The organism is Streptomyces sp. 796.1, from assembly GCF_047525675.1.
Lineage (GTDB): Bacteria > Actinomycetota > Actinomycetes > Streptomycetales > Streptomycetaceae > Streptomyces.
The window spans coordinates 122,154-134,861 of the sequence record NZ_JBLIWA010000004.1 but is presented as its reverse complement, the minus strand read 5'-3'; the positions used below and the strand labels follow the sequence as shown (position 1 = coordinate 134,861).

The window sequence follows — 12,708 nt, the reverse complement described above, 5'->3', positions numbered from 1 at the left end:
CTGTAGGGCGACGCATCAGGGATTCCAGGAAGGCTTACGGCGGACGATGGCGCAGCAAGAGACCGACCAGCAGGTGAACGAAGGGTCCGCACTGCCGGAGGTGGAGGACGGGTACGTCGTCGACACTGAGGACTGTGAGGAGCGGGAGCGGGCGCACCGCGAGCGGGGCACGGCCCGTCCGATCACCGTCGTGGGCAATCCGGTGCTGCACAAGGAATGTCAGGACGTCACCGCGTTCGACGACGAGCTGGCCGCGCTGGTCGACGACATGTTCGCCAGCCAGCGCGCGGCCGAGGGCGTGGGCCTGGCCGCCAACCAGATCGGCGTCGACCGCAAGGTCTTCGTCTACGACTGCATGGACGACTCGGGCACCCGGCACGTCGGCGTGGTCTGCAACCCGGTCCTGGTGGAGCTGCCCGCCGAGCGCCGCAACCTGGACGACTCCAACGAGGGCTGCCTCTCGGTGCCCACCGCGTACGCGTCGCTGGCCCGCCCGGACTACGCCGAGGTGACCGGCCAGGACATCCAGGGCAACCCGATCAAGGTCCGCGGTACGGGCTACTTCGCGCGCTGCCTCCAGCACGAGACCGACCACCTCTACGGCTACCTCTACATCGACCGGCTCTCCAAGCGGGACCGCAAGGACGCCCTGCGGCAGATGGAAGAGGGCACGCCGCGCTACGAGACGGTGCCCAACGACTGAGCGCCCTCGCGCACGCGCACGGCTGCGGGCCGTCGCCGACCGGACAGCACCGGTCGGTGGCGGCCCGTCGGCGTGCGGGGCGGTGGCTGGCGGGGCGCCGCCGGTGCAAGGGGCGCAGGTCGGCCGCGGGCCGGCGGTGAGTCGCCGCGGGAGGTACGGGCGCGTCAGTGGTGGCGCAGGAACCAGTCGCGCGTGGTGTGCTGGGCCAGCAGGACCACCCCCACGATGGCGAGGATCGCCGCAGGTCCGGTGGGATGCGTCCGGGCGGCGCCGATGCCGGCGGCGATGGCGATCGCGGTGAAGACGATCGCGGTGATCCGCGTCGGCTGCCGGCCGCCGCCGAACCTGAGGGCGCAGATCGCCGCCCCGAACATGGAGAGCCCCGTCGCCGTCAGTTGCCCGGCGGCCCGCGCGCTGATCGTCATCCCCGCGGTGACGGCGAGCAGCACGTAGTACCCGGCCCCCACGAACAGCAGCACCTGGGCGGCGCGGACGACGTTCGGCATCCGTGGCGGTGCGTACGGGGGCCAGGGGGCTTGCAGGAACGGGGGCAGTGCGGTGCCGTACGGCGGGACCTGTGGCGGCGCGGGCAGCGGGCCCGGGGCGCCGGTCGGGTGGCCGCCGTGGCCCTGCGGTCCGGCGCCGGGCTGGCCGTAGCCGTACGGCTGGTGGGTGCCCTGCGGGTACGGCTGGCCGCTGCCCTGCGCGTACGGCTGGCCGCTCCCTTGGGCGAACGGCTGGCCGCTGCCCTGCGGGTACGAAGGGGGCGCGGCGGGCGGGGCGCCGGTGGCGTGCGGTGGTGGCGGTGCTGTCGGGGGTGGCGCCGCGGGGCCCGGTTGTTGGCCCGGGACCGGGGGCGGTAGGGGTCCTGACATGGGCTCACGCTAGCGAAGCGCCCTGCCGGCGTGGGGCGGGAAGTGCCCGTTCCTGCCTGGCAGGAGAGTGCCAGGCAGGAACGGGAGGGCGGGGGCGGGCCCCTTCTAGAACTCGTCGTCGAAGGAGACCGAGCCCTCCACCGCGACCTGGTAGGCCGAGGCGCGGCGCTCGAAGAAGTTCGTCAGCTCCTGGACGTTCTGCAACTCCATGAAGGCGAACGGGTTCTCCGAGCCGTAGCGGGCCGGCAGGCCGAGGCGGCGCAGTCGCTGGTCGGCCACGCACTCCAGGTACGCGCGCATCGACTCGGTGTTCATGCCGGGCAGCCCCTCGCCGCACAGGTCGCGGGCGAACTGCAACTCGGCCTCCACGGCCTCCTCCAGCATCGCCGTGACCTCGCGACCCAGCTCCGCGTCGAAGAGGTCGGGCTCCTCCTCGCGGACCGTGTCCACCACCGAGAACGCGAACTCCATGTGCATGGACTCGTCGCGGAAGACCCAGTTGGTGCCGGTGGCCAGGCCGTGCAGCAGGCCGCGGGAGCGGAACCAGTACACGTAGGCGAACGCCCCGTAGAAGAACAGGCCCTCGATGCAGGCGGCGAAGCAGATCAGGTTGAGCAGGAAGCGGCGCCGGTCCGCCTTGCTCGCCAACTGGTCGAGCTTCTCCACCTCGTTGATCCACTTGAAGCAGAACTGCGCCTTCTCGCGGATCGAGGGGATGTTCTCGACGGCCGCGAACGCCGCCGAACGGTCGTCCGGGTCGGGGAGGTAGGTGTCGAGCAGCGTCAGGTAGAACTGGACGTGCACGGCCTCCTCGAACAGTTGCCGCGACAGGTAGAGCCGCGCCTCGGGCGAGTTGATGTGCTTGTAGAGGGTGAGCACCAGGTTGTTCGCGACGATCGAGTCGCCGGTGGCGAAGAACGCGACCAGCCGGCCGATCAGGTGCTGTTCGCCCGGCGAGAGCTTGGCGAGGTCGGCGACGTCGGAGTGCAGGTCCACCTCCTCCACGGTCCAGGTGTTCTTGATCGCGTCGCGGTACCGGTCGTAGAAGTCCGGGTAGCGCATCGGTCGCAGGGTCAGTTCGAAGCCCGGGTCGAGCAGGTTCTTCCGCGCCGTGACCGCCTCGCCGGCGGGCTCGGTGGCCGCGGCGTCGGTGGCCGTGGTGTCGGGGGTGGTGGCCGGGCTGGTCACTGGCATGCCTCGCAGGATTCGGGGTTTTCGAGGGAGCAGGCGATCACGTCGGCTGCGACGGCCGTCTGCTGGGCGGGGACCGGCGCGGGCGCGCTGGCCGCCGCCTCCGCGCCGCGCGCCGACTGGGCGATCCGGGTGGCCGGGCGCGAGCGCAGGTAGTACGTGGTCTTGATGCCGCGCTTCCAGGCGTACGCGTACATCGAGCTGAGCTTGCCGATGGTGGGCGAGGCCATGAAGAGGTTGAGCGACTGGCTCTGGTCCAGGTACGGGGTGCGGTCGGCGGCCATGTCGATCAGGGCGCGCTGCGGGATCTCCCAGGCGGTGCGGTACAGCGCGCGCACCTCCTGCGGCACCCAACCGAAGTCCTGGATCGAGCCGTTGGCCTCGCGCAGCGCGTCCCGGGACTGCGCGTCCCACACGCCCAGCTTCTTCAGGTCCTCCACCAGGTACGCGTTGACCTGGAGGAACTCCCCGCTCAGCGTCTCGCGCTTGAAGAGGTTGGAGACCTGCGGCTCGATGCACTCGTACACGCCGGCGATGGAGGCGATGGTCGCGGTCGGCGCGATGGCCAGCAGCAGCGAGTTGCGCATACCGGTCTTGGCGATCTTGGCGCGCAGCGCGTCCCAGCGCTGCGGCCAGTGCGCGGTGGCGCTCGGGTAGTGGTCCGGGTGCAGCACGCCGCGTGCGGTGCGGGTGGCCGCCCAGGCCGGGTGCGGGCCGACCGGGGTCGCGTCGGTGGCGTCGGTGGAGCCGTCCGTACCGGTGCGCGGGCGCTCGGCGAGGTCGGCGGACGCCTCGTACGCGGCGAGCATGATCCGCTCGGCAAGGCGCGTGGACAACTCCTTGGCCTGCGGCGAGTCGAACGGCAGCCGCAGCCGGAAGAAGACGTCCTGGAGGCCCATCACGCCCAGGCCCACCGGCCGCCAGCGCGCGTTGGAGGAACCCGCCTGCTCGGTCGGGTAGAAGTTGATGTCCACCACGCGGTCCAGGAAGGTCACCGCGGTGTGCACGGTGCGGTCCAGGCGCTCCCAGTCCACCGCGTCCAGCGGGTCCGCCCCCTCCGGCACGCCGCCGGCCAGGACGTCGTCGCGCAGGTGGGCCGCGAGGTTGACGGAGCCGAGGTTGCACACCGCGGTCTCGCCGTCGTCGGTGACTTCGAGGATCTCGGTGCACAGGTTGGAGGAGTGGACGACCGCGCCGGGCTCCGCCGTCTGGTTGGCGGTCCGGTTGGCGGCGTCCTTGAAGGTCATCCAGCCGTTGCCGGTCTGCGCCAGGGTGCGCATCATCCGCGCGTACAGCACCCGGGCCGGCACGGTCTTGACGGCCTTGCCCGCGGCCTCCGCAGCCCGGTACGCGGCGTCGAACTCCTCGCCCCACAGGTCCACCAGGTCGGGCGCGTCCGCCGGCGAGAACAGCGACCAGTCGGCGTCCGCCTCCACCCGGCGCATGAACTCGTCCGGGATCCAGTGCGCCAGGTTCAGGTTGTGGGTGCGGCGCGCCTCCTCGCCGGTGTTGTCCCGCAGTTCGAGGAACTCCTCGATGTCCGCGTGCCAGGTCTCCAGGTAGACGCAGGCCGCGCCCTTGCGGCGACCGCCCTGGTTGACCGCGGCGACGGAGGCGTCGAGCGTGCGCAGGAACGGCACGATGCCGTTGGAGTGCCCGTTGGTGCCGCGGATCAGCGAACCGCGGGAGCGGATGCGGGAGTACGAGAGGCCGATGCCGCCGGCGTGCTTGGAGAGCCGGGCCACCTGGTGGTAGCGGTCGTAGATCGAGTCCAGCTCGTCCAGCGGCGAGTCCAGCAGGTAGCAGGAGGACATCTGCGGGTGCCGGGTGCCGGAGTTGAAGAGCGTGGGGGAGCTGGGCAGATAGGCGAGCGAGCTGGTGAGCCGGTACAACTCGCTGACGTCCGTCACCGCCTGCTCGGAGGCGCCGTCCGCGAGGCCGCAGGCCACCCGGAGCAGGAAGTGCTGCGGCGTCTCGATCACCTGCCGGGTGATCGGGTGGCGCAGCAGGTAACGGCTGTGCAGGGTGCGCAGCCCGAAGTAGCCGAACCGGTCGTCGGCCCGGCCCACGCCGGACGCGCCGTCGGTGCGGGCGTTGGTCTCGTCCAGGAGGGCGTCGAGCCGCGCGGCGTGCACCCGTACGAATTCCGCCGTCTCGTCGGCGATGAGCCCTTCCCGGTGACCGACGGCGACCGAGGCGGAGAAGGAGACCGCGCCCTGCCCGGCGGCCTCCTCCGCGATGGCCCGGGTGAGCAGCCGCGCGGCGAGCCGCGAGTACTGCGGCTCCTCGGCGATCAGACCGGCCGCCGCCTCGGTCGCCAGGGAGCGCAACTCCGCCTCGTCCGAGCCGGGATGGCGACCGCGCAGCGCGGCGGCGGCGACCTTCCCCGGGTCGGTGGCGGGCAGGTCGGCGGTGAGGTCGGTCAGGACCCGCAGCAGTGCGGTCCCGGCTCCTTCGGCCGCTGACACGGGCACGGACTCGCGTGAAACGGGGTCCGCGGGCGCGATGGTCACGGGGTGGCTCTCCCTCGCTCGGCAAGGGGCCACGCGGGGCGGGGCGGCGCGCGCGGGGCAGGCCGCGACCGCGGTCCCGGCATGCCACGCAGCGTCCGCCGGCCCAACCCGCGGGGCCCGGACGAATACGACGCCCGGCGGCCGGGGCGGCACCCCGGGCCATGGGCGTACTGTCGGCAGGTCCTCGGACTCACGGCGCGCAAAACGGCACACGTACACCGTTGCGGGACAGTTCCGGATTTCCACCGGATTCCCCTGCGGCGACAGCGAGGACGAGCATACATCTTGTGTTGGCCCGGGCATGCGCCCCCACATCTTGTGTCGGATGGGAAGGAATCCCGTACGGATGTGCTAATGCGCGGCGTTCGTTGGCGGCCCGTCGGGCCCGTCATCACGGGCCGGAACGGTTCGGCCGGCGGGCCGCGCATTGGTGGCTTGCCACAGTCCTGGTGTGTTGACCCCCGCCCCGGAGCGGAGTTGGGTGCGTCGCACGCCGTTCACGGACGACGGCGGACATCGGCTGGCGAAGGGGTGGGAAACGGGATGCGCAACACCCGAGCGAGAACGCGTACGGCGCTGGCGGGGGTGGCCTGCGCGTGGTTAGCGGCGGGGCTGTTGGCCGGGCCGGCCACGGCGGCATCGACCACGGCGGTACCGGCTGGCGGGCAGCACGGGGCGCGGCACGGGGCGAGGGCGTGGCCCGGCGCGCCCGGCACGGAGCGGGTGAGCCTGGCGCACGACGGCGGCCAACTGGCGCGCGAGTCCTACGGGTACGCGCTGAGCGCGGACGGCCGCTGGCTGACCTTCACGACCGACGCCGACCAGGTGGTGCCCGGCGACACCGACGGGCGCTCGGACACCTTCGTCCGCGACCTGGCGACCGGGCGGGTCGAGCGGCTGGCGTTGACCGGCCCGGAGTGGGAGGTCTCCGACGTGTCGGCCAGTGCCGACGGGATGCTGCTCGCCTTCGCGGCCTGGCGCACGGACCTGCCGCCCGACCAGCCGTGGCAGGAGGACCTGTTCCTGCACGACCGGCGCACCCACCGCACGGAGCGGCTGCTGCCACCCAACCCGCATCCGGACAAGGGCCTACAGATGCCGGTGATCAGCGCGAACGGGCGGGTGGTGGCGTTCCAGTCGGTCCGCGCCGACCTGGTGCCTGGCGACACCAACGGGGTCGCGGACATCTTCGCGCTCGACCGCACGGACGGCACCATCCGGCGCGCCAACGTCACCAGCGACGGAACCCAGGCGCCCCGGGCGGCGGCCCTGCCGGTACTCAGCGCCGACGGCCGGCAGGTGGGCTTCATCTCCCGCTCCCCGGTGGGCGACCCGGGGCCGGGCGCGGGGACGAGCGGAGTGCGGGGCGCCGCTGCGGACGCTGGTGCGGTCGGTCCGGCGGCGGAGGGCGTGGGGCGCGCTGACCGACCGGGTGTGCCGCCGGGACGTGCCCAGGACCTCTGGGGCGAGCGGGGGGCGGGGGCGGGCACGTCGGACGCGACGGGGCAGGCCCGGGACGTGCCGCAGCCCGGCACCGGGCCGCGCGGGCCGCGAAAGCCGCGCTTCGAGCCGATGTACGTGCACGACCTGCGCACCGGCCGGACCGTGGCCGCGAGCGTGATGCAGGACGGCGCCGAGATCGGCGCCACCACCCACGCGCTCAGCGCCGACGGCCGCTTCGCGCTGTTCGCCAGCAAGTCGGCCGCGGTGGTGCCGGGCGACACCAACGGCGCGTTCGACCTGTTCCTGCGCGATCTGAAGCGCGGTACGACGGAGCGGGTCAGCCTCGCCCCACGGGGCGTCGAGGCGGCCGGCGACTCGCTGTTCGGCCAGCTCAGCGGCGACGGCAAGACCCTCGTCTTCGTCTCGGCGGCCAGCAACCTGGTGCCGGACGACACCAACGGGGTCGACGACCTCTTCGCCCGAGACCTGCGCACCGGCGAGGTCGAACGGCTCTCCGTACGCACGGACGGCACCCAGTCGACCACACCACCGGACGCGTACCTCACCGACACCCACGCACGCACGGTGGTGTTCGGCTCCGCCGACGACCACCTGGTGCCGGGCGACACCAACGCGGCGACCGACCTGTTCGCACGGCACCGCCGGGGGTGAGCGCGACGGAGCCGCGGCCCCGTGATGCGCGAGGGGAACGGCCCGGCTCCGTTGCTCCGCTTGCTCCGTAGGGACTCCGTAGGCCGGGCGGCGCGGGCCCGGGCGCGGCGCGGGCCCGTCGGCGATGCCCGGGGCCGCCCGCCGGGCCGGCGCTCAGCAGCAGCGGAAGTCGCCCCGGGGGTCGGCGTCGCGCTCGTCCATCCGGCGCCGTTCGAACTCGTCGCGGCTGTCCGGGACCCGCCCGGGGTGCTGCTGCCTGGCGTGCGCCACGTACCGGTCGTACGCGCTCTCGCCGGTGAACTCGCGCACGTACCAGCGCATCCGGCGCCCCCAGTGCGCGGCCCGGCGTGCGGTGCGGGTGATCATGTGGGCTTCTCCTTTCCGGGTGATCCGGACTTCTGGATGATCCGGGCTTCTGGATGGCCGGGCTCCTGGATTCCCGGGCTCCGGGGCTCCGGAATTCCTGGCCGGGCCCGCGCGGTGCGGGCGCGGGTGCGGCTGTCCTCGCGTCCTCGTGCGTCGTCCTGCCGCAGGGGCCCGGCGCGGACGACGGCCCCGCCTCCAGGGTGCCGCCGTCCGTGCCGTGCGTCACGCACCGCGGGCCGCCGCGGGCACGGGGCCCGCAACCCAGCGGCGCCCCGCAACCCAGCGGCGCCGTGGGCGCGGGCGGCGCCCCGTACCCACCGGCGTGCGTCCGTCGCCGGCGCGCCCGCCCCGTCAGTCCGCCCGCTCAGTCCGCCCGCCCCGTCAGTCCGACCGGCCCGCGCCCGCCGCCTCGGGTTCGCCGCCCGTGCCCGCGGCAGCCGCGGCCAGTTCGGCCTTCTCCTCGCGGGTCGGGACGAGCCCGGCGGGGGCGACGAGCTGCGACTTCACGTACGGCGCCTCGTGCAGCCTGGACGCCTCCGGGTTGCGGACGGCCCGTACGCAGGTGCGCAGCGCGTCCACGATCACGATGATCACCAGCACGGCGAGCAACGCCGAGAGCACGCCGTCCACGGTCGAGTTGGTGACCACGGTCTGCATCTCGTCCATGTTCTTGGCCGGCGGCAGCACCTTGTCCGCGTCGATGGCGTCCTGGTAGCGGTCGCGCTGGCTGAAGAAGCCCACCTTGGGGTCGCCGGAGAAGACCTTCTGCCAGCTCGCGGTCAGCGTCACCACCCCGTCCCAGACCAGCGGGACGGCCGTCACCCAGGCCCACTTGAGCCGGCCCGACTTCACCAACAGCGTGGTGCAGACGGCGAGCGCGACGGCGGCGAGCAACTGGTTGGCGATGCCGAAGATCGGGAAGAGCTGGTTGACGCCGCCCAGCGGATCGTGCACGCCGACCCAGAGGAAGTACCCCCAGAGCGCCACCACCAGCGCGCTCGCGATCCAGGCGCCGGGCTTCCAGCTCACGTCGCGGAACGGCTTGTAGACGTTGCCCAGCATGTCCTGGAGCATGAAGCGGCCGACCCGGGTGCCCGCGTCGAGCGCGGTGAGGATGAACAGCGCCTCGAACATGATCGCGAAGTGGTACCAGAACGCCTTCATCCCCTCACCGCCGATCACATCGGAGAAGATCTCCGACACGCCGACGGCCAGGGTGGGTGCGCCACCGGTGCGCGAGAGCAGCGACTGTTCCTCCACGGCCTTGGCGGCTGCCGCCAGTTGGTCGGGGGAGATGGTGTAGCCGAGGCCGGCGACCGCGTCGGACGCGGCCTGCACGGTGTCGCCGACCACGCCGGCCGGCGCGTTCATCGCGAAGTACAGCCCCGGGTCGATGATCGACGCCGCCACCATCGCCATCACGGCCACGAACGACTCCATCAGCATGGAGCCGTAGCCGATCATCCGGACCTGCGTCTCCTTCTCGATCATCTTCGGCGTGGTGCCGGAGGAGATGAGCGCGTGGAAGCCGGAGAGCGCGCCGCAGGCGATGGTGATGAAGACGAAGGGAAAGAGCGCCCCGGCGAACACCGGCCCGTCACCGCGGCCCGCGAAGTCGGTGACCGCGTCCATCTTCAGGTTCGGCAGCGTGACCACCACGCCGACCGCCAACAGCGCGATCGTGCCGATCTTCATGAACGTGGACAGGTAGTCGCGCGGCGCAAGCAGCATCCACACCGGCAGTACGGAGGCGATGAACCCGTACGCCACCAGCCAGATCACCAACGTGCTGTGGTCGAGCGTGAAGGCGTCGGCCCAGGAGGACTCGGCGACCCAGTTGCCGCCGGCGATGGCGGCAAGGAGCAGCACGATGCCGATCAGCGAGACCTCGGTGACCCGGCCGGGGCGCAGGACGCGCAGGTAGAAGCCCATGCCGAGGGCGATCGGAATGGTCATCGCGATGGAGAAGGTGCCCCACGGCGACCCGGCCAGCGCGTTCACCACGATCAGCGCGAGCACCGCGAGCAGGATGATCATGATGATGAAGACCGAGATCAGCGCCGCAGCGCCGCCGATCGGGCCGATCTCCTCGCGCGCCATCTGCCCCAGCGACTTGCCGTCCCTGCGCGTGGAGAAGAAGAGCGTCACCATGTCCTGCACGGCGCCGGCGAAGATCACGCCGGCGACGATCCAGATGGTGCCCGGCAGATAGCCCATCTGCGCGGCCAGCACCGGCCCCACCAGGGGGCCCGCGCCGGCGATCGCCGCGAAGTGGTGGCCGAGCAGCACCCGGCGGTCGGTCGGGTGGAAGTCGACGCCGTCGTTGAGCCGCTCGGCGGGGGTGGCCCGCGTCTTGTCGACGCGCAGCACCTTGGTGACGATGAACCGCGAGTAGAAGCGGTACGCGATGGCGTACGAGCCGAGGGCCGCCGCCACCATCCAGACGGCGGAGACCTCCTCGCCCCTGGAGAGCGCGAGCATGGCCCAGCCGAGCGCGCCGACGAGCGCGACCCCGGTCCAGATCAGGACCGTCCGCGGTGAGATGGTCCGTGCGGTGGGTGTGCTCACCGGGCCCGCCTCCCCGTGGCCGCGGCCGGCTCAGCCGAGCCCGCGACGGCCTTGCTCGCACCTGCGGCCTTGCTCGCGTCTGCGGCCTTGCTCGCGTCTGCGGACGTGCTCGCGCCCACGCCGGTACCGGGGTTCGCGTCCGCGCCCCTGCTCGCACCCGCGTCCGGGCGCCTGCCGAGCGTGATCGGCGGCCGGGTGCCGGCGGTGACCGGGTGCGGCGCGGGCGGGGGTGGCGCGGACGGGGGTGGTCCGCCTGGTGTGGTCTGGACCAGTTCTCCGGGGGCTCGTACGATCACCTGCATCTGGTTCAACTCCGCTTCCCCACGCCTGCGATGGGACCTGAACGTGCTCGAAATCGTGGTGGTGCTGCGGGCCGACGACATCGCTGTCGACGTCTGTTCCGCGCTCGCTCGTCACGCAGCGACGCCTTCCGTCCTCGCCGACACCGGATCATCCTTCCCTCTGACCTCATCCGTCACGCGCGTATCGCGATCGGCGGTAGGGGGTCGGTGGGCGGGGCGGCGCGGGCCCGCTGAACAGTCCCTTCCGCTCGCCTGTGCCGCACCGGCCGTCGGTCGACAGGCGCACATACTGGCCCGCCCGGCCGGTGCAGGGGAACCCTCTTCCCGTCCCGACCTTCGCGCCGCTCCGGTACGGAACGCCGGGGCGCGGATCAGCCTCCCGAGCGGCCGAAGAGTTGGCCGGAAAGCGATGGATCGGGGCACGCGCCCTTGCGGGAACTGGCTCAGACGTGCATACGACCGGGACCCGGGCGGCGCGGAGCGGTAGCCACCGTGGGTTCCCACCCGGTCCGTCGTGCGTGACCAGCCTTTCATTCGCTGGCCTCGGCCGTTCCCGGCGGCACCCCGCCGGTCGTAGGGTATGGCCAGCTATCCGCACGATTGGGGTGCGACGGGGTCGGCGCACCCCCGACGTACGGTGGCCGCGCCCCACCCCGGGGCGCTGTCCTGTCCCCTCCTAGCTGTTCCGCCCGTACCGCCCGTACCGCCCGTCCCGCTCTTCCTGCTCGTCTTGCTCCGTCTTGCTCCGTCTCGTTTCGTCCCGCTCGTCCGCCGTGGTCCGGCCGTCCCGCCTCGCACCGCGGGGCCTGGCAGCGCCTGCGGCGCGCGCCAGGCGCCGGCCCGTGGCGCTGCTCCGCACCGTGCCCCGTGCGACCGCCCCCGGCCGCACCCCCGTACCGCCCGACCTCCGTCCGTCACCCAGCGCAGGACCCACCAGGAAGGACCCGAAGTCCATGCCCGAGAACGCAGCGTCCGCAGCCGCGAACACGTCGCCCGGCACGCCCCCGTGGGGCACCGTCGTGATCTCGCCGCACTTCGATGACGCCGTACTCTCGCTGGCCGCCGTGATTCCCCAGCTCCCCGGGCCGGTCGTGGTCGTCACCGCGTACGGCGGGGCGCCCGGGCCCGAGGCGACCGTCTCCTCCTGGGACGAGGAGTGCGGTTTCGGCACCCCGCACGAGGCCCACCGGGCCCGGGTGATCGAGGACGCCCAGGCCCTCCAGATGGTGGGCGTGGCGCAGATCACGCTGCCGCACCCGGACGGCCCGTACGGCGACCCTTCCGAACTCGGCCACCTCGACCAGTGGCTGCGCGAACTCCCCGCCGACACCGACGTACTGGCCCCGCTCGGCACCCGCCAGGACCACCACGCGCTCGTTCGCGAACAGGTGCTGCGCACCCGCGCCGAGCAGGGCGCGGCCCTGCCGCTGATCTACGCGGACCAGCCGTACACCGGGCACTCCGCGGGCTGGCACACCGACGACGCCGAGGCGGTGCTCGCCGCCGAGGAGGAGCGCGGCGCGTCCTTCCGCAGCCTGACCGACCGCTACCGGCTCACCCGGCGGTACGAGGTCAAGCTCGACGACGACCAGTGGTCGGCCAAGCGGCTCGCCGTGCAGTGCTACGGCTCGCAACTGGCCACGCTCGGCGTGGGCCACGGCCCGTTCATGGCCTGGCGCGGCCCGCTGCGCACCGAGCGCGTCTGGTCCCTGGAGCCGCTGTCGGCGACCTCCTGAGACGGCGGGCGACGAGCGGCGAGCGGGCGGCGGAGCCGGCAGGGCGACGGAACGACGGGTGACGGGCGACAGGGAGCGATGACGGTGGAGCGGTGTCCGCGAGCGGGGCGGGGGCGGGGGCGCGACGAGCGCCCGTGCCCGTGCCTTCGCGCGCGCCCCCGCCGGTGTGCCCGTGCCCGCATCCGTTCCTGCGTTCGCGCCCGTGTCTGCTTCTGTTTCGGCTTCTGCTTTCGCGTTCGCGCCGACGCTCACGCCCCTGCTCGCACCTGCCGTACGGGCCGTCGCCGAGACGGCCGCGGGGGGGGGGGGGGGGGGGGGGGGGGGGGGGGGGGGGGGGGG

The 12,708-nt window shown here is 73.0% G+C and carries 8 protein-coding genes and 1 riboswitch; of the genes, 3 read left to right on the top strand and 5 right to left on the bottom strand.

The window, feature by feature from the left end; translation table 11 throughout:
• Nucleotides 1–46 precede the first annotated feature (46 nt).
• Entirely contained in the window at nucleotides 47–703 is a 657-nt protein-coding gene (def, locus tag ACMA1D_RS04900; protein ID WP_414722610.1) for a peptide deformylase, read from the top strand.
• Between the two features lie 164 nt (nucleotides 704–867).
• Here the strand turns inward: def and ACMA1D_RS04895 are convergent, their stop codons facing one another.
• The 3 genes from ACMA1D_RS04895 to ACMA1D_RS04885 all read right to left on the bottom strand — a co-directional run bounded on the left by ACMA1D_RS04895 (nucleotide 868) and on the right by ACMA1D_RS04885 (nucleotide 5,282).
• The gene (locus tag ACMA1D_RS04895; protein WP_414722609.1) at nucleotides 868–1,578 is read right to left on the bottom strand and encodes a hypothetical protein; all 711 of its coding nucleotides are present in this window, start codon (nucleotides 1,576–1,578) and stop codon (nucleotides 868–870) included.
• A gap of 105 nt (nucleotides 1,579–1,683) precedes the next feature.
• Nucleotides 1,684–2,640, bottom strand: coding sequence for a ribonucleotide-diphosphate reductase subunit beta (locus ACMA1D_RS04890; RefSeq protein ID WP_414722661.1), 957 nt, complete (start codon nucleotides 2,638–2,640; stop codon nucleotides 1,684–1,686).
• Between the two features lie 122 nt (nucleotides 2,641–2,762).
• On the bottom strand, nucleotides 2,763–5,282 hold the full coding sequence (locus ACMA1D_RS04885; protein WP_414722608.1) for a ribonucleoside-diphosphate reductase subunit alpha: 2,520 nt from the start codon (nucleotides 5,280–5,282) through the stop codon (nucleotides 2,763–2,765).
• Nucleotides 5,283–5,439: 157 nt separating this feature from the next.
• Nucleotides 5,440–5,579: riboswitch (cobalamin riboswitch) on the bottom strand.
• 426 nt (nucleotides 5,580–6,005) lie between these two features.
• Between ACMA1D_RS04885 and ACMA1D_RS04880 the strand changes: the two genes are divergently transcribed.
• Nucleotides 6,006–7,397: a TolB family protein gene (locus ACMA1D_RS04880; protein WP_414722607.1), complete on the top strand. Its 1,392-nt coding sequence runs from the start codon at nucleotides 6,006–6,008 to the stop codon at nucleotides 7,395–7,397.
• 153 nt (nucleotides 7,398–7,550) lie between these two features.
• Here the strand turns inward: ACMA1D_RS04880 and ACMA1D_RS04875 are convergent, their stop codons facing one another.
• Together ACMA1D_RS04875 and ACMA1D_RS04870 are read right to left on the bottom strand one after the other, a co-directional pair.
• Complete coding sequence (locus ACMA1D_RS04875; RefSeq protein WP_414722606.1) at nucleotides 7,551–7,763, bottom strand: CstA-like transporter-associated (seleno)protein; 213 nt, start codon at nucleotides 7,761–7,763, stop codon at nucleotides 7,551–7,553.
• A 381-nt stretch (nucleotides 7,764–8,144) separates the two neighbouring features.
• The gene (locus ACMA1D_RS04870; protein ID WP_414722605.1) at nucleotides 8,145–10,331 is read right to left on the bottom strand and encodes a carbon starvation CstA family protein; all 2,187 of its coding nucleotides are present in this window, start codon (nucleotides 10,329–10,331) and stop codon (nucleotides 8,145–8,147) included.
• A 1,255-nt stretch (nucleotides 10,332–11,586) separates the two neighbouring features.
• Between ACMA1D_RS04870 and ACMA1D_RS04865 the strand changes: the two genes are divergently transcribed.
• Entirely contained in the window at nucleotides 11,587–12,369 is a 783-nt protein-coding gene (locus ACMA1D_RS04865; protein WP_414722604.1) for a PIG-L deacetylase family protein, read from the top strand.
• Nucleotides 12,370–12,708: the final 339 nt, after the last annotated feature.

Excerpts from the sequence above, each read along its gene's own strand:
- def (WP_414722610.1), top strand. The coding sequence starts at position 47 with ATGGCGCAGCAAGAGACCGACCAGCAGGTGAACGAAGGGTCCGCACTG.
- ACMA1D_RS04895 (WP_414722609.1), bottom strand. The coding sequence starts at position 1,578 with ATGTCAGGACCCCTACCGCCCCCGGTCCCGGGCCAACAACCGGGCCCC.
- ACMA1D_RS04890 (WP_414722661.1), bottom strand. The coding sequence starts at position 2,640 with ATGCGCTACCCGGACTTCTACGACCGGTACCGCGACGCGATCAAGAAC.
- ACMA1D_RS04875 (WP_414722606.1), bottom strand. The coding sequence starts at position 7,763 with ATGATCACCCGCACCGCACGCCGGGCCGCGCACTGGGGGCGCCGGATG.
- ACMA1D_RS04865 (WP_414722604.1), top strand. The coding sequence starts at position 11,587 with ATGCCCGAGAACGCAGCGTCCGCAGCCGCGAACACGTCGCCCGGCACG.